Origin of the sequence: Pseudomonas sp. NPDC077186, from assembly GCF_044543505.1 — a bacterium.
In the GTDB taxonomy this organism is placed as follows: Bacteria; Pseudomonadota; Gammaproteobacteria; order Pseudomonadales; family Pseudomonadaceae; genus Aquipseudomonas.
The window spans coordinates 265620-287356 of the sequence record NZ_JBITWE010000001.1 but is presented as its reverse complement, the minus strand read 5'-3'; the positions used below and the strand labels follow the sequence as shown (position 1 = coordinate 287356).

General features: G+C 66.9%; 24 protein-coding genes. 13 read left to right on the top strand and 11 right to left on the bottom strand.

Features of this window, described 5'->3' with window-relative positions; translation table 11 throughout:
* Positions 1-143: 143 nt before the first annotated feature.
* Entirely contained in the window at positions 144-1163 is a 1020-nt protein-coding gene (locus tag ACIGKL_RS01315; RefSeq protein WP_397484933.1) for a LacI family DNA-binding transcriptional regulator, read from the top strand.
* Between the two features lie 116 nt (positions 1164-1279).
* Here the strand turns inward: ACIGKL_RS01315 and ACIGKL_RS01310 are convergent, their stop codons facing one another.
* The 3 genes from ACIGKL_RS01310 to thpR all read right to left on the bottom strand — a co-directional run bounded on the left by ACIGKL_RS01310 (position 1280) and on the right by thpR (position 4142).
* Positions 1280-2308: a lipase secretion chaperone gene (locus ACIGKL_RS01310; RefSeq protein ID WP_397484932.1), complete on the bottom strand. Its 1029-nt coding sequence runs from the start codon at positions 2306-2308 to the stop codon at positions 1280-1282.
* Positions 2309-2457: 149 nt separating this feature from the next.
* A complete protein-coding gene (locus ACIGKL_RS01305; protein ID WP_397484931.1) occupies positions 2458-3411 on the bottom strand; it encodes a triacylglycerol lipase in 954 nt (317 codons plus the stop codon).
* 185 nt (positions 3412-3596) lie between these two features.
* Complete coding sequence (thpR, locus tag ACIGKL_RS01300; RefSeq protein WP_397484930.1) at positions 3597-4142, bottom strand: RNA 2',3'-cyclic phosphodiesterase; 546 nt, start codon at positions 4140-4142, stop codon at positions 3597-3599.
* Positions 4143-4335: 193 nt separating this feature from the next.
* Between thpR and ACIGKL_RS01295 the strand changes: the two genes are divergently transcribed.
* Complete coding sequence (locus tag ACIGKL_RS01295) at positions 4336-4644, top strand: hypothetical protein (protein ID WP_021446298.1); 309 nt, start codon at positions 4336-4338, stop codon at positions 4642-4644.
* 6 nt (positions 4645-4650) lie between these two features.
* Here ACIGKL_RS01295 and greB read toward each other — a convergent pair whose 3' ends face one another.
* From greB to ACIGKL_RS01280, 3 genes are all read right to left on the bottom strand, one after another.
* On the bottom strand, positions 4651-5148 hold the full coding sequence (gene greB, locus ACIGKL_RS01290) for a transcription elongation factor GreB (protein ID WP_397484929.1): 498 nt from the start codon (positions 5146-5148) through the stop codon (positions 4651-4653).
* A gap of 129 nt (positions 5149-5277) precedes the next feature.
* Positions 5278-7782, bottom strand: a complete 2505-nt coding sequence (locus ACIGKL_RS01285; protein ID WP_397484928.1) for an ABC transporter permease — start codon at positions 7780-7782, stop codon at positions 5278-5280.
* Positions 7782-8465 carry an ABC transporter ATP-binding protein gene (locus ACIGKL_RS01280; RefSeq protein ID WP_397484927.1) on the bottom strand — a complete coding sequence of 228 codons (684 nt, stop codon included), beginning with the start codon at positions 8463-8465 and terminating at the stop codon, positions 7782-7784. Before ACIGKL_RS01280 ends, ACIGKL_RS01285 begins: the two co-directional genes overlap by 1 nt.
* A gap of 10 nt (positions 8466-8475) precedes the next feature.
* On the opposite strand from ACIGKL_RS01280, the gene ACIGKL_RS01275 reads away from it, so the two are divergent.
* From ACIGKL_RS01275 to ACIGKL_RS01265, 3 genes are all read left to right on the top strand, one after another.
* Positions 8476-9081, top strand: a complete 606-nt coding sequence (locus tag ACIGKL_RS01275; RefSeq protein ID WP_397484926.1) for an arylesterase — start codon at positions 8476-8478, stop codon at positions 9079-9081.
* 55 nt (positions 9082-9136) lie between these two features.
* On the top strand, positions 9137-9418 hold the full coding sequence (locus ACIGKL_RS01270; RefSeq protein WP_397484925.1) for a hypothetical protein: 282 nt from the start codon (positions 9137-9139) through the stop codon (positions 9416-9418).
* Positions 9419-9487: 69 nt separating this feature from the next.
* A complete protein-coding gene (locus ACIGKL_RS01265) occupies positions 9488-10444 on the top strand; it encodes a L,D-transpeptidase family protein (RefSeq protein ID WP_397484924.1) in 957 nt (318 codons plus the stop codon).
* Positions 10445-10574: 130 nt separating this feature from the next.
* Here ACIGKL_RS01265 and oprI read toward each other — a convergent pair whose 3' ends face one another.
* Positions 10575-10826, bottom strand: coding sequence for an outer membrane lipoprotei OprI (gene oprI, locus ACIGKL_RS01260; RefSeq protein ID WP_003239826.1), 252 nt, complete (start codon positions 10824-10826; stop codon positions 10575-10577).
* 265 nt (positions 10827-11091) lie between these two features.
* On the opposite strand from oprI, the gene ACIGKL_RS01255 reads away from it, so the two are divergent.
* Together ACIGKL_RS01255 and ACIGKL_RS01250 are read left to right on the top strand one after the other, a co-directional pair.
* The gene (locus tag ACIGKL_RS01255) at positions 11092-12465 is read left to right on the top strand and encodes a GntP family permease (RefSeq protein ID WP_397484923.1); all 1374 of its coding nucleotides are present in this window, start codon (positions 11092-11094) and stop codon (positions 12463-12465) included.
* A gap of 138 nt (positions 12466-12603) precedes the next feature.
* Positions 12604-12876: a GNAT family N-acetyltransferase gene (locus ACIGKL_RS01250; RefSeq protein WP_397484922.1), complete on the top strand. Its 273-nt coding sequence runs from the start codon at positions 12604-12606 to the stop codon at positions 12874-12876.
* Between the two features lie 119 nt (positions 12877-12995).
* On the opposite strand, the gene ACIGKL_RS01245 is transcribed toward ACIGKL_RS01250, so the two are convergent.
* Positions 12996-14072 carry a 3-deoxy-7-phosphoheptulonate synthase gene (locus ACIGKL_RS01245; protein WP_397484921.1) on the bottom strand — a complete coding sequence of 359 codons (1077 nt, stop codon included), beginning with the start codon at positions 14070-14072 and terminating at the stop codon, positions 12996-12998.
* A 163-nt stretch (positions 14073-14235) separates the two neighbouring features.
* Positions 14236-14649: a PilZ domain-containing protein gene (locus tag ACIGKL_RS01240; RefSeq protein ID WP_397484920.1), complete on the bottom strand. Its 414-nt coding sequence runs from the start codon at positions 14647-14649 to the stop codon at positions 14236-14238.
* Between ACIGKL_RS01240 and ACIGKL_RS01235 the strand changes: the two genes are divergently transcribed.
* The 5 genes from ACIGKL_RS01235 (at position 14648) to cysB (ending at position 18590) form a co-directional block, all read left to right on the top strand.
* The gene (locus tag ACIGKL_RS01235) at positions 14648-15034 is read left to right on the top strand and encodes a thioredoxin (protein ID WP_397484919.1); all 387 of its coding nucleotides are present in this window, start codon (positions 14648-14650) and stop codon (positions 15032-15034) included. The two genes, ACIGKL_RS01240 and ACIGKL_RS01235, sit on opposite strands and share 2 nt — an antisense overlap.
* Entirely contained in the window at positions 15034-15990 is a 957-nt protein-coding gene (locus tag ACIGKL_RS01230; protein ID WP_397484918.1) for a putative 2-dehydropantoate 2-reductase, read from the top strand. Before ACIGKL_RS01235 ends, ACIGKL_RS01230 begins: the two co-directional genes overlap by 1 nt.
* Positions 15991-15993: 3 nt before the next feature.
* A complete protein-coding gene (locus ACIGKL_RS01225; RefSeq protein WP_397484917.1) occupies positions 15994-16899 on the top strand; it encodes a 5'-nucleotidase in 906 nt (301 codons plus the stop codon).
* 110 nt (positions 16900-17009) lie between these two features.
* Positions 17010-17510, top strand: a complete 501-nt coding sequence (locus ACIGKL_RS01220; RefSeq protein ID WP_021445799.1) for a universal stress protein — start codon at positions 17010-17012, stop codon at positions 17508-17510.
* Between the two features lie 105 nt (positions 17511-17615).
* Positions 17616-18590 (top strand): HTH-type transcriptional regulator CysB, encoded by a 975-nt coding sequence (gene cysB, locus ACIGKL_RS01215; RefSeq protein WP_397484916.1) that lies wholly within the window; start codon positions 17616-17618, stop codon positions 18588-18590.
* Between the two features lie 51 nt (positions 18591-18641).
* On the opposite strand, the gene ACIGKL_RS01210 is transcribed toward cysB, so the two are convergent.
* The gene (locus tag ACIGKL_RS01210; protein ID WP_397484915.1) at positions 18642-19376 is read right to left on the bottom strand and encodes a phosphoadenylyl-sulfate reductase; all 735 of its coding nucleotides are present in this window, start codon (positions 19374-19376) and stop codon (positions 18642-18644) included.
* A 188-nt stretch (positions 19377-19564) separates the two neighbouring features.
* Here ACIGKL_RS01210 and thrH point away from each other — a divergent pair, with 188 nt between their 5' ends.
* Entirely contained in the window at positions 19565-20182 is a 618-nt protein-coding gene (thrH, locus tag ACIGKL_RS01205) for a bifunctional phosphoserine phosphatase/homoserine phosphotransferase ThrH (RefSeq protein WP_397484914.1), read from the top strand.
* 51 nt (positions 20183-20233) lie between these two features.
* Here thrH and pabB read toward each other — a convergent pair whose 3' ends face one another.
* Positions 20234-21577 (bottom strand): aminodeoxychorismate synthase component I, encoded by a 1344-nt coding sequence (gene pabB / locus ACIGKL_RS01200; RefSeq protein WP_397484913.1) that lies wholly within the window; start codon positions 21575-21577, stop codon positions 20234-20236.
* Between the last annotated feature and the right edge of the window lie 160 nt (positions 21578-21737).

Genomic DNA, 21737 nt, shown 5'->3' with positions numbered 1-21737 from the left:
AGATCGTGGATGGGTTCGTAGTTTCGCGGGGCACGTTGGGACGGCCGCTCCTTGCATGGTGGCGGCCTCCCGGGCGGCGTGTCCCGCGCTTTATCCGCTGGCGAGGCTGGTAGAATCCCCGCCAGACCATCTCTGGAGGCGCTATGAGTCAACGTCGTCGCCGTTCCGCCGAACGCGTCACTCTGTCGGATGTGGCCAAGGCCGCCGGCTGCTCGCTGATGTCCGCCTCGCGCGCCCTGTCGCAGCCGGGCAGGGTCTCCGATGCCCTGCGCGAGCAGGTGATGCGCGCGGCCAAGGCGCTGGGCTATGTGCCCAATCCGGCGGCGCGGGCGCTGGCCAGCTCGCGCTCGAACCTGGTGGCGGTGGTGATTCCCTCGCTGTCGAACTCGGTGTTCGTCGATACCGTCGAGGCGATCCAGCGGGTGCTGATGCCGGCCGGCTTCGAGATGATGATCGGCGTCAGCCATTACCGGGTCGAGGAGGACGAACGCCTGCTGCGTTCCTACCTGGCGCACCAGCCGGCCGGCCTGCTGGTCACCGGCTTCGAGCGCAGCGACGCGGCGCGCGAGATCCTCGGCGCCAGCAGCTGCCCGCTGGTGACCCTGATGGAGCTGAGCGACGAGCCGGAGGACTACTGCGTCGGTTTCTCCCAGGTCGAAGCCGGCGCCGCCATGAGCCGCGCCCTGGTGCAGCGCGGCTACCGGCATATCGCCTTCGCCGCCGCCCAACTCGACCCGCGCACCCTGCAGCGCGCCGAGGGCTATCGCCAGGTGATGCGCTATCTCAATCGCCACGACCCGGCGCTGGAGCTGCTCACCCCCGAGCTATCGTCCATCGGTCTCGGTGCCGAGCTGCTCGACCGCCTGCTGGCGCAGCAGCCGCAGATCGATGCGGTGTTCTTCAACAACGACGACCTGGCCATGGGCGCGCTGTTCCGCGCCCGTCAGCTGGGCCTCGAGGTGCCGGGGCGCTTGGCCATCGCCGGCTTCAACGACCTGCCGGCGGCGGCCTGGATGCACCCGGCGCTGAGCACGGTGCGCACCACCCGCGGGCGTATCGGCGAGCTGGCGGCGAACATGCTGCTGGCGCTGATGCGCGGCGAGACGCCGGAGCAGCACTGCATCGACGTCGGCTTCGAGCTGGTGATGCGCGACAGCGCCTGACGGCAACTAATGGCTGCGTCTGGCTGCGCTGGGTAGGTTGGCGCTGAGCGCAGCGAAGCCCAACGGGGAGCGCAACGCGCTCCGCCCGACGATCCCGCTCAGGCTTTACCCGGGGATCAGCCGCCGCTCGTGCTGCTGCCAGCCTCGGCCAACTGCTCGGCCGCCTCCAGGCGCAGGCGCTCGCGTTCGTCGAAACGTTCCGCCGCCAGCGCCTCGATGGCGGCACGCTGGTCGCCGCTGCTGAGCCCCTCGTTGGCCTGGATAGCCGCCTTGGCGGCGAGATACTCATCGAGACGCTTCTGCCAGCCCTGGCGTTGGCTGTCCAGCGCCTCCAGGCGCGCGGTGGCCTCGGCGCCGACCAGCTGCTGGCGCAGTTGGCGAATCTGCGCCGCACTGGCGCCTTCGGCCTGCAGGCGCGCGGTGTGCTGGCGCAGCTCCTGCTGCAGCTGCGGCAGCACCATGTCCTGCAGTTCCTCCGGCAGGCTGGCGCGCAGGCGGTCGACGGCCAGGCCCTTTTCCTCGGCGCTCAGCGAGGCGTCCTGGCGGATCGCCAGGCGCTCCAGGGTGAAGCGGTTGTAGCCTTCCTCGCGGGCGAAGAAGGCCTGATGGCTCTCGCTGTCGAACAGCCGCGCGCGCAGCGCCTGTACCGCCGCTTCGCGTTGGCGCATGGCGTCCAGGCTGGCCAGCTGCGGCAGGTCGCGCTCCAGCAGCACCAGCTCGCGCTTGTAGGCCAGGTACTGGTCGAGCAGCGCCTGCGCGCGGGCCCGGGCCGGTTCCCGCAACTGACCGTCGATATAGCCGCGCAGACGCGCGACGCTGGCGTCCAGGCTCTCCTCGCCGAGGCTGGCGAGGAAGTAGTCGAAGATGCGCCGAATGTCTTCGCTGACGATCAGGTTGCCGGCGGCATCGACGCGAAAGCGCCCGTCCACCTCGGTGCCGACGAAGGATGCCGGCAGCGCGAGCCTGGCGGGCTCTTTCTCGGCCTCGACGACCGCGGGGGCGAGATCCTGGGCGATGGGCGATAGGGTCGTGGCCGCGGGCGCGGGTGGATTAAGTCGATCGGGCAGATGCCCAGGCTGGAGATAGAGCATCGACGCCAGGCAGGCGGCGAACAGCAGAGGCAGGGCAAACAGGGCTTTGTTCACGGCAGGTTCCAGTAAAGCGTCGGATCGGGATTGCTCCCGATCCGAAGCGGGGCTCAGAGCTAATGCCTGGTAGGGTGCGCCGTGCGCACCGAAATACCGGCGTTACCGACATCAGGTGCGCGCGGCGCACCCTATGAGGGGCGTCCGGTCTAGAGCCCGGCGTTCTTCAGGCGGTTGGCATGCTGGCGGTAGACGGTCACCGGATCGGTCTCGAACAGGCTGGTCAGGCCCAGGGTCTGGTTGACCTCGTCGAGGTGGTTCATCCGGTAGTTGTCGCGGATCACCTGGCCCATGCGCGAGCTGCAGCGGCCGACCAGGCCGTCGTTGGCTTCGCTGCCGAAGGTCAGCGCGCTGGCGCCCATCAGCAGGTCGCTGGGGTCGAGCAGGTTGGTCAGCGGGCTGGTGCCGCTCCAGGAGTAGTAGCGCACGCCGTTCACGCTGTAGGCGCCTTCGCCGCAGGCGCTGCTGGGAATGCCCTGCGGGAACTTGGCGTTGAAGCGCGCCGCGCCCTCGCTGTTGAGCGACTCCAGCGAGCCGAGGGCGTTCTGCGGGGTGGTGCTGGGGCTGCCGGAGAGGAAGTTGATCAGCGCGCCGAGGCCATTGATGATGCCCGCCAGCAGCGGGGTGGCGACCGGGCCGGCGGGGCCGTCGCTGATGCCCTTGAGGAAGTCGGCGGTGGCCGAGCCCTTATGCGGCGCGCCGACGCTGGTGACCGAGGCGACCAGGTCCGGGCGCACGGCGGCGACGTAGCGGGTGGTGGGGCCGCCGTGGCTGTGGCCGATCAGGTTGACCTTGGCCTTGCCGCTGATGGCGACTATGTCCTCGACCTGCTGCAGCAATTGCTCGCCGCGCGCTTCGGAGGTGTCCAGCTGGCTGACTTCGGTGACGTAGACGCTGGCGCCGTCGCGGCGCAGGGCGGCGGGAATGCCGTACCAGTAGTCGACGCCGAGGATGCTGTCGAAGCCGAGCATGCCGTGGCCGAGGACGATGGGGTATTTGGTCTGGGTATAGCCGGAGGAGCCGAACCAGAAGGCCTGGGTCTGGCCGCTGGCGAGCAGGCCGGCGCCGAGGCAGAGGGCGAGCAGGGTCTTGTTGTTGTTCATGGGCGCTCTCGATGGGTGTGTTGAGGTGCGTCCTGCAACAAAATCGCGCCCATCCCGTGGCACGTATGGCACGAGGGAGAGGGCAGGAAACATGCCATTGCCGAATTTTCCAGACTAACCCCTCTATCGCGGCACTTTTCCAGAGATTGCCCTGTTTTGCCGGCAATATTACCCAGGCTTCGCTGTTACGGGGCGCTACGCCCGGTTGGGGTCGCAGGCCGCAACGGCCACTGGCCGAGCAGGCGATAGCGGCTGCCGTGGCCGTCATATTCCGAGCAAAACAGGGCGAAATGGCGCAGCGGCCAATCGAAGGTTGGGGCGGCGCCGGCCGGCGGCTGCGGGTAATGCCGCGCCAGGGTCAGGTGCGGGCGGAAGGCGCGCGGCTCCAGTTCGAAACCTGCACCGCTCAGGCGTGCGTGCAGCTGCCGCTGCAACTCGTCCAGCGCCTGCGGCACCCGGCTGGGTGCCAGGTGCAGCACGCCGCCGCGCCAGCGGCCGAGGCGATCCAGGCGCAGCTCGCAGCGCTCGCCCTGTATCTCGGCTGCCAGCGCCAGCAGCGGCGCCAGGCAGCTGGCCGGCTGCGCGCCGAGAAAGGCCAGGGTCAGGTGCAGGCTGGCGGCAGCGACCGGCCTGCCGCCGGGCGCTTCGCGCTCACGCCAGGCGCAGATCGCCGCGGCCAGCGGTGGCGGGCAGGGCAGCGCGAAGAACAGGCGCAACGGGTCGGTGGTCATGGCGCTTGGGCGGTGGTGGCTCGCCTTGACAGTATCGCGCGGGCTTCTCTAGGATGCGCGCTGCGCCGATTTAAACAGCTACTTGCGGGGCGCCACAGGGGGCAGTTTCCAGCACCCGAAATTCCGCTAAAGCGCTGGTTCGGTGTCGCCTCCCACCGCTGCCCAGCGGGATTTTTGAGGCGGAGACTCGAGCATGACCTGTCCCCAACCGCACATTCGCCTGGCCCCCATCACCTCGGGGCTGTTGCTGCGCAACCCGCGCATCCTGCTCGGCGGCAATCACCAGCCGACCCTGCTGCGTTACCTCGACGGCTGGCCCAAGCGCTGGAGCGGGCCGCGTACCTTCCGTATCCAGTTCGTGCAGCGCGGCGAGTCGCTGGCGCGCTTTCCGCGCGACAGTTTCGACCTTGCGGTGGTCCAGGCGCCCAGCGCCGATGCCCTGACGGAAACGGTCGCCGAGCTGGTTCGGGTGGCGCGCCAGGGCCTGATTACCCGGCGGTAGGGAGCCTCAGGGATAGTCGATCTCGACTATGTAGCAGGTCTTCTCGCCGCTCGGGCTGTGCACCCGCACCTCGGCGTCCAGCGGCTTGCCCACCAGGGCGCGGGCCAGCGGCGAGTCGATGCTGATCAGCCCCTGTTTCAGATCCAGCTCGTCGGGGCCGACGATGCGGTAGCGCGACTGTTCGCCGTCTTCGTCCTCGATGGTGACCCAGGCGCCGAAATAGACCTTGTTCGGGTCCGAGGGCCTGTCGCCAACCACCTTGAGCTTTTCCAGGCGCTTGGTCAGAAAGCGCACGCGGCTGTCGATCTCGCGCAGCATCTTCTTGCCGTAGGTGTATTCGGCGTTCTCCGAGCGGTCGCCCTGGGCGGCCGCCTCGCTGACCGACTGGGTCACCTGTGGCCGGCGCACGTGCCACAGCTCGTGCAACTCAGCGCGCAAGCGCGCCTCGCCTTCGGGGGTGATCAGTGGCGTGCCGGCGGGGCGAGGGGGGCGGTAGCGGCTCATGGCGTCTCGGAATGATTGGGCAGGCGCCAAGTCTAGGGGCAGCGCTCGTTTCGTCGCAAACTCCGCTGTCGAGTCGGCATCGGTGTGGGAGGGGCTTTAGCCGCGATCACTGCCAGGCAGGTTATGGCCTCAGCCCTCGCGCAGCACGCTTAGCGGGCTGGCATTGAGCGCGCGGCGGGTGCCGAGCACGCCGGCGCTGCCCACCAGCAGGGCGCCGATCAGCGGCAACAGTAGCAGCCAGGGGTGCGGTTGCCAGCTCATGTCGAAGGCATAGCGATAGAGCAGGAAGCTCACCAGTTCGCAGCCCAGTGCGGCGAGCAGGCCGGCGGCGGCACCGAGCAGGCCGAATTCGGCGCGCCGGGCGCTGACCAGCAGCTGGCGTTCGGCGCCCAGGGCGCGCAGCAGGGCGCCCTGGCGGATGCGTTCGTCGAGCGTCGCCTGCAAGCCGGCGAGCAGCACGGTGACGCCGGCGGCGAGGACGAACAGCAGCACGTACTCGATGGCCAGGGTGACCTGGGCGAGGATGCTGCGCAGCTGCGCCAGCAGCGCGTCGACCTGCAGCAGGGTGACGCTGGGGAAGGCGCGGCTGAGCGTTACCAACTCGGCATCCTGACCCGGCGGCAGGTAGAAGCTGGTCAGGTAGGTGGCGGGCAGGTCCTGCAGGGTCTGTGGCTCGAAGATCATGTAGAAGTTGGGCTGGAAGCTGTCCCAGTCCACCTCGCGCAGGCTGCTGACCTGGGCTTCGCGTTCGATGCCGCCGACGTTGAAGCGCAGGCGGTCGCCCAGCTCGAGTTGCAGGCTCTCGGCCAGTTCGGCTTCCACCGATACCCCCGGCAGCTCGCTGGCATGCGCCGCACCCCACCAGCGGCCGCTGGTGATCTGGTTGTCCGCGGGCAATTGTTCGGCCCAGGTCAGGCTCAGGTCGCGCTGGATCGCCCGCTCGCCGCGGCTCTCCTTGCTCACCAGTTGGCGCACCGGTTCGTCGTTGATCGTCACCAGGCGGCCCGGCACCACCGGGTAGAGCGGCGCCGGATGCGGCGAGAGCTGGGCCAGGCGCGCGGCGAAGGCGTCGCGTTCGGCCGGCAGCACGTTGAGGGCGAAGTGGTTGGGCGCGTCTTCCGGCAGCTGATCCTGCCAGGTGTCGAGCAGTTCGCCGCGCAGCAAGGCGATCAGCGCCATGGCCAGCAGGATCAGGCCGAAGGCCAGCGACTGGCCGGCGGCGGCCAGCGGGTGGCGCAGCAACTGACCGAGGCCCAGACGCCAGGGCAGGGCGGCGCGTTGCAGCAGGCGGCGCAGGCTCTGCAGGCCGAGCAGCAGCAGGCCGCCGAGCAGCAGGGCGGCGAGCAGGCCGCCGCCGAGCAGCGCCAGGGTCAGGCGCAGATCCAGGCTCAGGCGCCACATGATCAGGCCGAGCGCCAGCAGCGCCGCGCCGTACACCAGCCAGGAGCTGGCCGGCACCGGCAGCAGGTCGCGGCGCAGCACCCGCAGCGGCGGCACGCGGCCGAGCGCGGCCAGCGGCGGCAGGGCGAAGCCGGCCAGCGCCACCAGGCCGGTGGCCATGCCGGCCAGGGCCGGCCAGACGCCGGCTGGCGGCAGGTCGGCGGGGATCAGCCCGCGCAGCAGGTGGAACAAGACGTGCTGGCCGAGCCAGCCGAGCAGGGCGCCCAGCAGGCAGGCGAGCAGGCCGAGCAGGGCCAGCTGCAGGGCGAACAGGCTCAGCGCTTCGCGGCGCGACAGGCCCAGGCAGCGCAGCAGTGCGCTGGCGTCGAAACGGCGGGCGGCGAAGCGCGCCGCCGACAAGGCCACGGCCACCCCGGCGAGCAGCACGGCGGCCAGGCTGGCCAGGTTCAGGTAGCGCTCGGCGCGGCCCAGCGCGCCGCCGACCTGACGGTTGCCGTCGCGGGCATCTTCCAGGCGCTGGTTGGGTTCGAGGCGGGTTTCCACCGCCTGGCGATAGGCGGCCAGCATGTCGGCATCGCCGCGCCACAGCTCGCGAAAGCGCACCCGGCTACCCGGTTGCACCACCTCGGTGGCGGCCAGGTCGTCGAGGTGCATCAGCACCCGCGGCGTGAGGCTGTAGAAGTCGCCGGCGCCGTCCGGATCGTAGGTCAGCACGCGGGTCAGGCGCAGGCGCTTGGCGCCGATCTCGATCTCGTCGCCGATCTGCAGGTTCAGGGCGACCAGCAGACGCGTCTCGGCCCAGGCTTCGCCGGGCGCCGGACCCGCGCCGGGCTGCTCCGGCTGATAGGGGGCGGCGGCGCTTTTCAGTTCGCCGCGCAGCGGGTAGGCATCGCTGGCGGCCTTGACGCTGGCCAGCTGGATGCCGTCGCCGGCGGCGACCACGCTGGAGAATTCGACTATCTGCGCGTGATCCAGGCCCAGGCGGGTGCCGGCCTCGATCTGTTCGGGGCTGGCCTGTGTGCTGCCACTCAGGCGCAGGTCGGCGGCGAGAAATTCGCTGGCGCGCAGCAGCATGGCGTCGTTCAGCCGCGCGCTGAAGTAGCCGATGGCGCTGCTCGCCGCCACCGCCACCAGCAGGGCGAAGAACAGCACGCGCAGCTCGCCGGCGCGGGCGTCGCGCAGCAACTGGCGCGCGGCCAGTGCCAGCAGGCGAGTGAGCGGTACGCGGTTCATCAGGGCTCCACGCGGTCGATCAGGTGACCGGCCTCCAGGCGGATCAGGCGTTGGCAGCGATGGGCCAGGCGTTCGTCGTGGGTGACCAGCACCAGGGTGGTGCCGCGTTCCTGGTTGAGCTCGAACAGCAGGTCGCTGATGCGTTCGCCGGTGTGGCTGTCGAGGTTGCCGGTGGGTTCGTCGGCGAACAGCACGTCCGGCTCGGCGGCGAAGGCGCGGGCGATGGCCACCCGCTGCTGCTCGCCGCCGGACAGCTGGCGTGGGTAGTGGCTCAGGCGCTGGCCCAGGCCGACCCGCTCGAGCAGGGCGCGGGCGCGCTGGCGGGCATCGCCATGGCCTTCGAGTTCCAGCGGCAGCATGACGTTCTCCAGCGCGTTGAGGCTGTCGAGCAACTGGAAGGACTGGAAGACGAAGCCGACATGTTCGGCGCGCAGCCGTGCGCGCTGGTCTTCGTCGAGTTCGCCGAGGTCCTGGCCGGCCAGCAGCACGGCGCCGCCGCTGGGCAGGTCGAGCCCGGCGAGCAGGCCGAGCAGGGTGGATTTGCCCGAGCCGGAGCTGCCGACTATGGCCAGGCTGTCGCCTTTGGCCAGGCTCAGGTCGAGGTCGTGGAGGATGGTCAGCTCGCCTTCCGCGCTCTCGACCACTTTGCTAAGGTTCCGCGCAGCGAGAATGCTCGAAGTCATGGAGATTCCAATGCGTGCATGGTGGCTGAGTGGTGCCTTGGCCCTGCTGTTCTGGGCCCAGGGGGCGGTTGCAGGCACCCTGCTTGTGGTCGGCGATAGTATCAGCGCGGCTTTTGGCCTGGATAGCCGCCAGGGTTGGGTCGCGCTGCTGGAACAACGCCTGCAGGAGGAGGGTTTCGACCACGCGGTGGTCAACGCTTCGATCAGCGGCGATACCAGCGCAGGCGGCGCCGCGCGGCTGTCTGCGCTGCTTGCCGAGCACCGGCCCACGCTTGTGATCATCGAGCTGGGTGGCAACGATGGCCTGCGTGGCCAGCCGCCTGCGCAATTGCAACAGAATCTTGCATCGATGATCGAACAGTCCCAGGTCGCCGGGGCGCGCGTGCTGCTGCTCGGCATGCGTTTGCCGCCCAACTACGGCGCCCGCTACACCCAGGCCTTCGCCCAGGTGTTCGCCGACTTGGCGCAGGACAAGCAAGTGCCGCTGGTGCCGTTCTTCCTCGAAGGCGTGGGCGGCGTGCCGGCGATGATGCAGGCCGACGGCATCCACCCCACCGCGGCGGCGCAGCCGCTGCTGCTCGATAACGTCTGGCCGGCGCTGAAACCGCTGCTCTGAGACTTTTCCGCCCCAAGCCTTTCGGCTAATGTGGCGGCCCGCCATGGAGCCCCAGATGCCGCGTCTCGCCTGGTCCCTGTATGCCTATCAACTGATCGAGCCGGACGAGCAGCTGGATCTGTTCGCCTGCCGCGAGGCGCGCCTGCACCTGGTCGCCCGCCAGTTGCGCCTGGGCGGCCACGCCGACCGTACCCTGTGCGGCGGTTTGCTGCCGGCGCAGCCGCGCTGGCGGGCACTGGACAAAGCCTTGCTGCGCGACCGCCGCCTGTGTCCGGCCTGCCTGGCCAGGTTCGAGGCCCAGCGCCAGGGGCTGTGCTCGAACTGGGCGGATGGCTGACGGCTGCCCTGGGCTCGAACGGCGGTGTACAATCGCTGCACTTTTAGTCAACCCATCAAGGATTCCCGGATGTTGTCGCGATTCTCTGCGGTCAACCGTTGCCTGACCCTCATGGCACTGTGCACCAGCGCCGCGGTGCAGGCGCTCGAACTTCCCCTGCCGCCGCCCGGCGAAGACGTGGTCGGCCAGGTGCAGGTGATCAAGGCCAAGTACGAGGATACCTTCGCCGACCTGGGAACCACCCACGACCTGGGCTACCTGGAGATGGTCGCGGCCAACCCCGGGGTTGACCCCTGGCTACCGGGCGAGGGCACCGAGATCGTCCTGCCGACCCGCTACGTCCTGCCGCCGGGCCCGCGCGAAGGCATAGTGATCAACCTGGCCGAGTACCGCCTGTACTACTACCCGAAAGGCCAGAACGTGGTGCATACCTTCCCCCTCGGCATCGGCCGCGAGGGCTGGGGCTCGCCGCTGGGCACCGGGCGCATCACCGCGAAGACGCCGAACCCGGCCTGGTATCCGCCCAAATCGATCCGCGAGGAGCATGCCGCCGAGGGCGATATCCTGCCCACCGTGGTGCCGCCGGGGCCGGACAACCCGCTGGGGCCGTACAAGATGGGGTTGTCGTTCCCCGGTTACCTGATCCACGGCTCGAACAAGAAGTTCGGCATCGGCATGCGCGTCAGCCATGGCTGCTTCCGCATGCTCAACCACAACGTGCTGGAGTTGGCGGGCATGGCGCCGGTGGGGACGCCGGTGCGCATCCTCAACGAGCCCTACAAGTTCGGCGTGAGTGGCGGCAAGGTCTATCTGGAGGCCCATGCGCCGCTGGACGACGAAGGCGCGCCCTCGGTCGTCGACAAGCATACGGCGGTGATTAATACCCTGCTCAAGCGCGAGGAACTCAGCGGCCTGCGCCTGGACTGGGAAATGGTCCGCGAAGTGGTGGCTTCGGAAGACGGCCTGCCGGTGCCGATCGCCGCTCAGGGCGACAACGTGGTGGCGAGCAGCGCCAACCCGTTCTAACGCGATCCGTACCGAACAGCCCGCCCGCACTTGTGCCGGCGGGCTTTTTATTGCTGGTAGTGTGCGTGCAACGGGCAATAAAAAAGCCGACCCAGTTGCCTGGGTCGGCTTTCTAAAAGCCGGTCGCCTATTACTTGCGGCTGGCTTTTTCCAGCATGCGCAGAGCGCGCTCGTTGGCTTCGTCAGCGGTCTGCTGAGCCTTCTGAGCGGCAGCCAGAGCTTCATCGGCCTTGCGGTAGGCTTCGTCGGCACGGGCTTGAGCGCGGGCAGCTGCGTCTTCGGTAGCAGTCAGACGAGCTTCGGTTTCTTTGGACATGCTGCTGCAACCGGTAGCCAGAACTGCGGCCAGAGCCAGAGCAGAGAATTTCAGAACGTTGTTCATCGTGTTCCCCTTGAGGTGGAGTTTTCCATAAAAGCAATTCCCCAACTGCGGGAAATTAGCCGGCCTACATACTACCTATTACTTTTAGTAAGTAAACGGAGGGCGAGCAAGAGTTGCGTGTTTTTTTACTGGGTGAGTCGGTTTCAGGCCAGTGGCTATGCTCTTTGGATAAAAAATAGCCAACTCCGATGCTGTTAGGACGTGCGCGCGGCCGAGCTGTTATAACTGTCGCGCAAGGACTACAACAATAAGGGTGGGGACGAAGATGTTGGGTAACTTGGGGTTGTTGCTGGGCTTGGCGTTGCTTATCTACATGGCGCTGCGCGGGGTGAACATTTTCATTGCGGCGCTGGTCTGCGCCATGCTGGTGGCCTTGAGCAACGGCGTGGCCGTGCCCAAGGCCTTGCTCGAGTACTTTCCGTTCGGCCCGTTGGGCGCATTCACCTTTGCCGGCAAGTTCTTCGTGCTGTTTCTCTGCGGCGCCATCTTCGGCAAGGTCATGGCCGCCAGCCAGGCCGCCGGCAGCATCGCCCAGGCAATCACCCGCGGCCTCGGCACCCAGCGCACGCTATGGGTGGCCATGCTGGTCTGCGCGGTGCTGACCTACGGCGGCGTGGTGGTGTTCGTGGTGATCTTCACCATGTATCCGCTGGGCATCACCCTGATGCGCGAGGCCAACCTGCCCAAGCGATTGTTCTGCGCCGCTACTGCACTGGGGGCGGGAACCTTCACCATGACGGCCTTGCCTGGCTCTCCGTCGATTCATAACGTGATCGCAGCCAGTGCGCTGGGTACGGACCTGTTCGCCGGTGCTTGGATTGGTCTGTTCGCCTCGCTGGTGATGATCGGTCTGGGTATGGCCTATCTGCAGCGCGAATGGCGCCTGGCGCGCGAACGCGGCGAGGGATTCGAGCCGAACGCACAGGACGAGCGTATGCAGCAGTTGGCCGGTGTGCCGGGTAGTGGTCCACATTGGGGTATGGCGTTGGTGCCGATCATCGTGGTGTTGGGGATCATTCTCCTGCCGCGTCTGCTCGCTCTGTCTGGTGCAGCTGTGCCAGGCGAGGGGGCACTGGGTGGGCTGTTGGCCTTCAGCCAGGCGCAGCCGATTCTCTGGCCCAGTCTGGCCCTGGTGATCGCTACTGGGGTGGCTGTGCTGATGTTTCCGGCGTTGCGCCGTAATACCGTCGGCTTGCTGGGGCAGGGGGCTGACGATGCGATCATGCCGCTGCTCAATACCGCTGCGGTGATCGGCTTTGGCGGTGTGGTCACTCAGACCGCAGGTTTCGCCCAATTCGCTCAATGGATACTGGGGGTGGATCTGCCGCCGCTGTTGTCGGTGTTCGCCTCGGTCAGCGTGGTCTCGGGGATAGTCGGTTCCTCGTCTGGTGGCCTGCAGATTTTCATGCAGACCCTGGCGCCGCGCTATCTCGAGATGGGTGTGGAGCCCGAGGTGCTGCACCGTATCGCCAACATCACCGCTGGCGGGCTCGATTCGCTGCCGCATTGCGGGGCGGTGATCGCCATGCTGATGATCATGGGCCTGACCCACAAACAGGCCTACAAGGACATCTTCGTCATCACCGTGCTGATCCCGGTGCTGGCCGTGCTGCTGTGCATCACGGTCTTGAGCCTGTGATTGCGCATGACTAGGCGGTCTGCCGCCTGATAAGCTTGAGGCGCCATGCGCCCCGACGGGCGGGTATTTGCGCTTTCGGCAATGCGCCGGTATGAAGTACGGATGTGTCGCGACAGGTTCGCGGCTAGAGGAGCGAAGATGAGCGAGGGGTTGTCCATTCACCACGATCAGGCGGGTCACCAGTTCGTGACGACCGTCGAGGGTGATCGTGCCTATCTGGCTTATATGGATCTGGGCAAGCAGACCCTGGACATCTATCGCACCTTCGTACCCAACGGCCTGCGTGGTCGTGGCATCGCCGCCGCGCTGACCGAGCATGCCCTGCAATATGCCGAAGGCAAGGGCTACACGGTGATTCCGTCCTGCTCCTACGTCGAGCGCTATATGGAGCGTCGTTCGCGCCATCAGTAGGAATGGTTTTGGAGAGTTACAGCCCGCGCTGACCGTCATGGTGGGCTGAAGCCCACCCTAGGTGTGAATGCGGATACGAAAACGCCGGGCAATGCCCGGCGTTTTCTTTGCTGCGGCCCTCAGCCGCGAGGGCGCTTGGGCAGCACGTCCTTGAGCTTGGCGTGCATGCTGCGCAGGCTCTTCTCGGTGGTGTCCCAGTCGATGCAGGCATCGGTGATGGAGACGCCGTACTTGAGGTCGCCGAGATCCTTGGGGATCGACTGGCTGCCCCAGCCCAGGTGGCTCTCGACCATCAGGCCGACGATGGAGTTGTTGCCTTCGAGAATCTGGTTGGCGACGTTTTCCATCACCAGCGGTTGCAGCGCCGGGTCCTTGTTGGAGTTGGCGTGGCTGCAGTCGACCATGATGTTCGGGCGGATGCCGGCTTTGGTCAGTTCCTGCTCACAAATGGCAACGCTGACCGAGTCGTAGTTGGGCTTGCCGTTGCCGCCGCGCAGCACCACGTGGCCGTAGGCGTTGCCCTTGGTGGTGACGATGGAGACGCCGCCTTCCTGGTTGATGCCGAGGAAGCGGTGAGGGCTGGACACCGACTGCAGGGCGTTGATCGCCACGGTCAGGCCGCCGTCGGTACCGTTCTTGAAGCCGACTGCCGAGGACAGGCCGGAGGCCATTTCGCGGTGGGTCTGGGATTCGGTGGTGCGCGCGCCGATGGCCGACCAGCTGATCAGGTCCTGCAGGTACTGCGGGGAAATCGGGTCGAGCGCCTCGGTGGCGGTGGGCAGGCCCATCTCGGCCAGGTCGCGCAGCAGCTGGCGACCGATGTGCAGGCCATCCTGGATCTTGAACGAGTCGTCCAGGTAGGGGTCGTTGATCAGTCCCTTCCAGCCGACCGTGGTGCGCGGCTTCTCGAAGTACACGCGCATGACCAGGAACAGGCTATCGGACAGTTCGGCGGCCAGCACCTTGAGGCGCTCGGCGTATTCGTGGGCGGCCTTGATGTCGTGGATCGAGCAGGGGCCGACCACCACGAACAGGCGATGATCCTTGCCGTCGAGGATGTCGCGCACCACCTGGCGACCGTGGGCCACGGTATTCAGCGCGGCATCGGTCAGGGGAATCTCGCGTTTCAGCTGATCGGGGGTGATCAGGGTTTCGTTGGAGGCGACGTTGAGGTCGTCGATCGGTAAATCAGCCATCGTGCTATTCATCGGGTCAGGTCGTCAGGTCACGGGTGCCGGCCGCCAGCGATCCCCTGTGGCGGTGCACAGCTAGTTGGCGCAGGGGGAGGCCGAACCTTAGCGCGTAAGGGGCTTCGCGACAATGGGCGGTAGGTTCAATGAGGCCTATAGAGGGGCCGCATCAGGCCAGATAGGGAAATTGTGCGGCGTGCTTGGCGATCCATTCGAGGGCGCAGTGTTCGATGGCCATGGGCTCGCCCGACTCCTGCTCCAGTTGCTGGCGGTAATGCTGGATCTGGCACACCTGTTCGACCATGCGCGCGCGGAACAGGGTGTCTTCGTCGAGAAAGGCGATGCCCACCAGATAGCCCTCGGCCTGGCGGCGACACCAGGCGACCACGCCGGGGTAGCGCGCCTGTTCGCCGAACAGGGGAATGCGCAGTTCCACCGAGGTGCCGCGGCGAAAGCCGCGCGTCGAGTTGCACGCCACCCCGCCGAGGCTGATATTGTTCAGCCGTTGCCGCGGAATGCAGGCCTGTCTGCGCAATACCAGTTCCACCGGCATGTCGCTTGGATGACGCAGAAACTTACGCATGAGCACCGACCTCGAATGCAGGCAAACTGATATCACTGATTTCAGTATAGCGACGCAATTGGAACTGACCGATCTGGATGCGGACCGCTGCCTGCTCGATCTGCCCGGCACCTCGCTACTACTCTTCACAAGCACGGGCTGTGCCAGTTGCCGCTGGGCGCGCCGGGTGCTGCCGGCCATGCCCTTGCCGGTGGCACGTTTGTGCTGGGTCGACGCCGGGCACAACGCCGGTCTGGTGACGCGCTACGAGGTGTTTCACCTGCCGGCGCTGTTTTTGATCCGCGACGGTCAGTTCTTTGGCGCGCTGCAGACGCGCCTCACCCACACCGATCTTGTTGCCGCCATGGGCGAAGCGCTGCGTCGCCCGGCTGAGGAGCTTCCCTGATGTCTCAATCCCCTGCGCCGCGTATCGGCATCATCGGCACCGGTGCCATCGGCGGTTTCTATGGCTTGCTGCTGGCGCGCGCCGGCTACGACGTGCATTTCCTCCTGCGCAGCGAATATGCCGCGGTGGCCGAGCGCGGCCTGCAGCTAGGCAGCGCTGTGCATGGCGCCCTGCAGCTGGCGCCGGTGCAGGCCTATCGCAGTGCCGGCGAGATGCCGCCCTGCGATTGGCTGCTGGTCGGTGCCAAGACCACTGCCAACGCCGAGCTGGCGCCGCTGATCGCCCAGGCGGCGGCGCCCGGCGCCAAGGTGGTGCTGCTGCAGAACGGCCTGGCGGTGGAGGACGAGCTGCGTCCGCTGCTGGCGGACGATCTGCATCTGCTCGGCGGGCTCTGCTACATCTGCGTACACCGCAGCGGCCCCGGGGTGATCGAGCACCAGGCGCTGGGGGCGATCAACCTGGCCTATCACTCCGGACCGGCGGCGGAGGTCGACGCGCGCCTGGCGCTGGCCGAGGAGGGGGCGGGCATGTTCCGCGGCGCCGGGCTGGATTCCGCGGCCATGCCCAACCTGGCCCAGACGCGCTGGCAGAAGCTGGTGTGGAACGTGCCCTACAACGGCCTGTCGGTGCTGCTCGATGCCGACACCCGGCAGCTGATGGGCAACCCCGACAGCCGCGCGCTGATCCGCGACCTGATGCTGGAAGTGGTGCAGGCCGCTCAGGCACTCGGCCACGGCATGCCGGACAACTACGCCGACAAGCTGCTGGCGGCCACCGAGCGGATGCCCGATTATCTGCCGAGCATGTACCACGACTTCGCCCAGGGGCGGCCGGCCGAACTGCATGCCATCTACGAAGCGCCGCTGGCGGCCGCGGCGGCGGTCGGGTGCGACATGCCCAGGGTGCGCGCGCTGTATCAGGCGCTCCGTTTCATTCAGGCGCGTCGGGAGGCTTAGGCCATGGGCAAGGGATTGGGCGACAAGCTGGTGCTGGCGATTTCCTCGCGGGCCTTGTTCGACTTGAGCGAGAGCCACCAGATCTACGAGAGCGAGGGGGTGGAAGCCTACCGCCGCTACCAGATCGAGCACGAGGACGAGGTGCTGATGCCGGGCGATGCCTTTCCCTTGGTGGAAAAGCTGCTGGGGCTCAACCAGCGCCTCAGCGAGCAGCGCGTCGAGGTGATCCTGGTCTCGCGCAACAGCGCCGACACCGGCCTGCGCGCCTTCAACTCGATCCAGCATTACGGCCTGGGCATCTCCCGCGCGGCTTTCGTCGGCGGCCGCAGTCCCGATCCCTACCTGGCGGCGTTCGGTTGCCACCTGTTTCTCTCGACCCACGCCGATGACGTGCGCAATGCATTGAAAGCCGGCTTTGGCGCGGCAACCCTGTTGTCCGGTGGCACCCGGCGAGCGAACAGCAACGAGCTGCGCATCGCCTTCGACGGCGATGCGGTGCTGTTTTCCGACGACTCCGAACGGGTGTACCAGAGTGGCGGCCTGCACGCCTTCCAGAGCCACGAGCGCGAGGCGGCGCGGCAGGCGCTGCCGGGCGGGCCGTTCAAGCCGTTTCTGGCGGCGCTGCACAGCCTGCAGCAGGAGTTCCCCGAGGCGGATTGCCCGATCCGCACCGCGCTGGTCACCGCGCGCTCGGCGCCGGCCCACGAACGGGTGATCCGCACCCTGCGCGAGTGGCACATCCGCCTCGACGAATCCTTCTTCCTCGGCGGCCTGGACAAGTCGGCGGTGCTCGAAGCCTTCGCCGCCGACGTGTTCTTCGACGACCAGACCGGCCATTGCGAGAAGGCCCGTCAGGTGGTGGCGACCGGGCATGTGCCGCACGGGGTGAGCAACGAGCTGCAACCCTGAGCGGCTCGTCGCTATATAGCCATTCGTCCTAAATAGCGCCTCCGATCTTGCTTTGCCTGATGCGCTGCTAAGCTCAATCAAGGGCCTGGGCCAGCAGTCAAGGAGGCCGCGTGATCCGCTCGATACTCTACGCCACCGATCTCGGCCTCTATGCCTCCTACGTGTTGCAGCATGCCCTGGCGTTGACCCGCAGTTTCAACGCCGATCTCTACGTGGTGCACGCGGTGGAGCCGATGGGCCTGTTCGCCGAATCCGTGCTGCAGACCTATCTGGACGAAGACACCCTCGGCGAGTTGCGCCGCAACGGCCTGAGCACGGTGATGGCGAGCATCGAACAGCGGGTGCTGGAGGGGTTTCGCGACGAGCTGGGCGAGGGCCAGCAGGACTTGCAGCTGATCCGCGCGGTGCGCGTGCTACAGGGCGACCCGCCGGCGGTGATTCTCGCGGAGGCGCAGAAACTCGGGGTGGATCTGCTGGTCGTAGGCAGTCACAGCCACGGCGCCGATCTGGCCGTGCCGCTGGGGCGCACGGCGGCGCGGGTGGTGCAGCTGTCGGAGGCGCCGGTGTACCTGGTGCCGATGCTGCAACACCGCGGACATGGCGAACTCTAGGAGGCGAATCTGAATAAATGGTCTAGATTGTTGGTTAAAACCAATAATACGGTTATATAAGGTGTCGGCGGCCACGGGCCGGCCTACCAGCTTTGAGGGAAACATATGAAGCTTCAGCAACTGCGCTACATCTGGGAAGTCGCGCACCACGACCTCAACGTATCGGCGACCGCACAGAGCCTGTACACCTCGCAGCCGGGGATCAGCAAGCAGATCCGCCTGCTCGAGGACGAGCTGGGCGTGGAGGTCTTCGCCCGCAGCGGCAAGCACCTGACCCGCGTCACCCCGGCCGGCGAACGCATCATCACCACCGCCGGCGAGATCCTGCGCAAGGTCGAGAGCATCAAGCAGATCGCCCAGGAGTTCTCCAACGAGAAGAAGGGCACCCTGTCCATCGCCACCACCCACACCCAGGCGCGCTACGCCTTGCCGCCGGTGATCGGCGCCTTTATCAAGCAGTACCCGGACGTGGCCCTGCACATGCACCAGGGCACGCCGATGCAGATCGCCGAAATGGCCGCCGACGGCACGGTGGATTTCGCCATCGCCACTGAAGGCCTGGAGCTGTTCAACGACCTGATCATGATGCCCTGCTACCGCTGGAACCGCTGCGTGGTGGTGCCGCAGGGGCACCCGCTGACCAAGCTGCCGAAGCTCACCCTGGAGGCGCTGGCCGAGCATTCCATCGTCACCTACGTGTTCGGCTTCACCGGCCGTTCCAAGCTGGACGAAGCCTTCAGCCATCGCGGCCTGACGCCCAAGGTGGTGTTCACCGCCGCCGACGCCGACGTGATCAAGACCTATGTGCGCCTGGGCCTGGGCGTCGGCATCGTGGCCCGGATGGCGGTGGACGCCAAGCTCGACCCGGACCTGGTGGTGCTCGATGCCAGCGACCTGTTCGAGGCCAGCGTGACCAAGATCGGCTTCCGTCGCGGCACCTTCCTGCGCGGCTTCATGTGCGACTTCATCGAGAAGTTCGCTCCGCACCTGACCCGCGAGGTGCTGGCCAAGGCGGTGCAGTGCCACAACAAGTCGGAGCTCGAAGAATTGTTCCACGGCGTCGAGTTGCCGACTTACTGAAGGTCGGCGTCGCCCCATGAAAAAGCCCGCGTTGCGCGGGCTTTTTGCTGCTCAGTGTTTGGCGATCAGGTTGCCGGCATGCAGGCCGCATTCCTTCTGCGTGGCTTCCTCCCACCACCAGCGGCCCTCGCGCTCGTGCTGGTTGGGCAGTACCGGGCGGGTGCAGGGCTCGCAGCCGATGCTGATGAAACCGCGCTCGTGCAGCGGGTTGTAGGGGATCTCCAGCATGCGGATATAGGCCCAGACCTCTTCGCTGCTCATCTGCGCCAGCGGGTTGAACTTGTACAGGCTGTGCTCCGGAGTGGAGAAGGCCTGGTCCAGTTCCAGCACGGCGACCTGGCTGCGCGTGCCGGGGCTCTGGTCGCGGCGCTGGCCGGTGGCCCAGGCCTTGACCGTGGCCAGTTTGCGCCTGAGCGGGGCGATCTTGCGCACGCCGCAGCACTCCTCGTGACCGTCCTTGTAAAAGCTGAACAGGCCCTTGGCCTTGACCAGTGCCTCGAGCGCCGTGGCGTCGGGGCTGAGCACCTCGATGGCGATGCCGTAGTGTTCGCGCACCTGCTCGATGAAGCGGTAGGTTTCCGGGTGCAGGCGACCGGTGTCGAGGCTGAACACCTTGACGTTCTTGTTCAGCTTCCAGGCCATGTCCACCAGCACCACGTCCTCGGCGCCGCTGAAGGACAGCCAGAGCTCGTCGCCAAAGTGCTCGAAGGCGAGCTTGAGGATGTCCTGGGGTGATTTGCTGGCGTAGGTCGCGGCCAGTTCGGCGACGTCGAAGGGGTGGCTCATCAGGCGGGCTTCCTTATTGATCGGGGTGGCGCTGGGCGCTCTGGCGGCGATGGTAGCAAAAGCCGGTTATGCGTCTAAATAACCAATACCCCTTGCCACTGCGTGATTTGGCTATAAGGCTGCGTTGCGCGGCTTCCGGCGAGCCGTTAGAGTGCCGCCTTCTTTCAAGCTCAATCGAGGAGTGGCCTGTGGAAATCGCGTGTCTCGACCTGGAAGGCGTGCTGGTCCCGGAGATCTGGATCGCCTTCGCGGAAAAAACCGGCATCGAGTCGCTCAAGGCGACCACCCGGGACATTCCCGACTACGACGTGCTGATGCAGCAGCGCCTGCGCATCCTCGACGAGCACGGCCTGAAGCTGCGCGACATCCAGGAAGTGATCGCCACCCTCAAGCCGCTGGACGGCGCGGTGGAGTTCGTCGACTGGCTGCGCGAGCGCTTCCAGGTGGTGATCCTCTCCGACACCTTCTACGAATTCTCCCAGCCGCTGATGCGTCAGCTGGGCTTCCCCACGCTGCTGTGCCACAAGCTGATCACCGACGACACCGATCGGGTGGTGAGTTACCAGCTGCGCCAGAAGGACCCCAAGCGCCAGTCGGTGATCGCGCTGAAGAGCCTGTACTACCGGGTGATCGCCGCCGGCGATTCGTACAACGACACCACCATGCTCAGCGAGGCCCATGCCGGCATCCTGTTCCACGCGCCGGACAACGTGATTCGCGAGTTTCCACAGTTCCCCGCGGTACATACCTATGAGGACCTCAAACGCGAGTTCCTCAAGGCGTCCAATCGCGAGCTGAGCCTGTAAGCTTCGCCCAATGCTACGAGGCCCGCTGCTGCGGGCCTCGTGCTTTTTGCCTTACAGACTTTCCAGGGTCTGCAGCAGCACCTTCACCTTGGTGATGGACTCCTGGTACTCGGCCTGCCAGTCGGAGTCGGCGACTATGCCGCCGCCGCCCCAGCAACTGACCCGGCCGTCCTTGACCAGCAGGCTGCGGATGGCGATGGAGCTGTCCAGTTCGCCGCGCACGTCCAGATAGAGCAGCGAGCCGCAGTACAGGCCGCGGCGGGTCGGCTCCAGCTCGTCGATGATCTGCATGGCGCGGATCTTCGGCGCGCCGGTGATGGAGCCGCCGGGGAAGCTGCCGGCGAGCAGGTCCAGGGCGTCCTTACCTGGCGCCAGTTCGCCGGTCACCGCGCTGACCAGGTGGTGCACGTTGGGGTAGCTCTCCAGGGCGAACAGCTCCGGCACCCGCACCGAGCCGATGCGGCAGCTGCGCCCGAGGTCGTTGCGCAGCAGGTCGACGATCATCAGGTTTTCCGCGCGGTCCTTGCCGCTGGCCAGCAGCGCCTGCGCCTGCGTCTGGTCGTCCGTCGCATCCGCGCCGCGCGGGCGGGTGCCCTTGATCGGGCGGGTCTCGACCTGGCCTTCGCTGACCTTGAGAAAACGCTCCGGCGACAGGCTGAGGATGGCGCTGCCGTCGGCCAGGCGCTGGAAGCCGGCGAAGGGGGTCGGGCAGGCCCGGCGCAGGGCCTGGTAGGCGGCCCAGGGATCGCCTTCGCATGGTGCCTGGAAGCGCTGGGCGAAGTTCACCTGGTAGCAGTCGCCGGCCAGGATATAGCCCTGGATGCGTTCGATGGCGTGGCGGTAGGCGGCCTGGTCGAGGTCGGCGCGAAACGGCTGCAGCAGACGGAAGCGCGCATCCGCCTCGGCTGCCGGTTCGGCGAACAGCTGGCACAGGCGCGTGCGTTCGGCTGGCGCCAGGGTCGGATGGAACAGCAGCTGGCTGGTGCCGAGCAGGTGGTCGCTGATCAGCGCCCAGCCGTACAGGCCGAAACACGCATCGCCCAAGGCCAGGTCGTCGCGGCTGTGCGCGGGCAGGCGTTCCAGGCGCCGGCCGAAGTCGTAGGCGAGGTAGCCGATCAGTCCGCCGACGAACGGCAGCGCGCTGCCGTCCGGCACCTCGGCCGGGCCGAGGCTCTGCAGCGCGCTGCGCAGGCGGGCGAGGAAGTCGTTGGCCGATTCGTCGGCAGCTGGCGCCAGCTCTGCCAATGGCCAGGCGCTCATAAGGTCATAGCGTCCACGCTCGGCACCCGGCCGGCCGGCATCCAGCAGTACGGCGCCGGGAGCCTGACGGATACGTTGGAAATACTCGGCGGGATCGGCCCGGTAGGGCAGAGAATGCAGGGAGCAGCTAGGCATGCGTGGCAGTCGAGAGGGCTGAAGGGGCGATTGTAGTCTGCCGCTAACATTCATCCTAGAGCTTGCGCCCGGGTTTACTCGGGAGCCGCCGGCTGATTAGTATGAGGCCGTGCCGGAACGTTGAACCGCCGTACCAGAACAATAATTAACGAAGGGATCC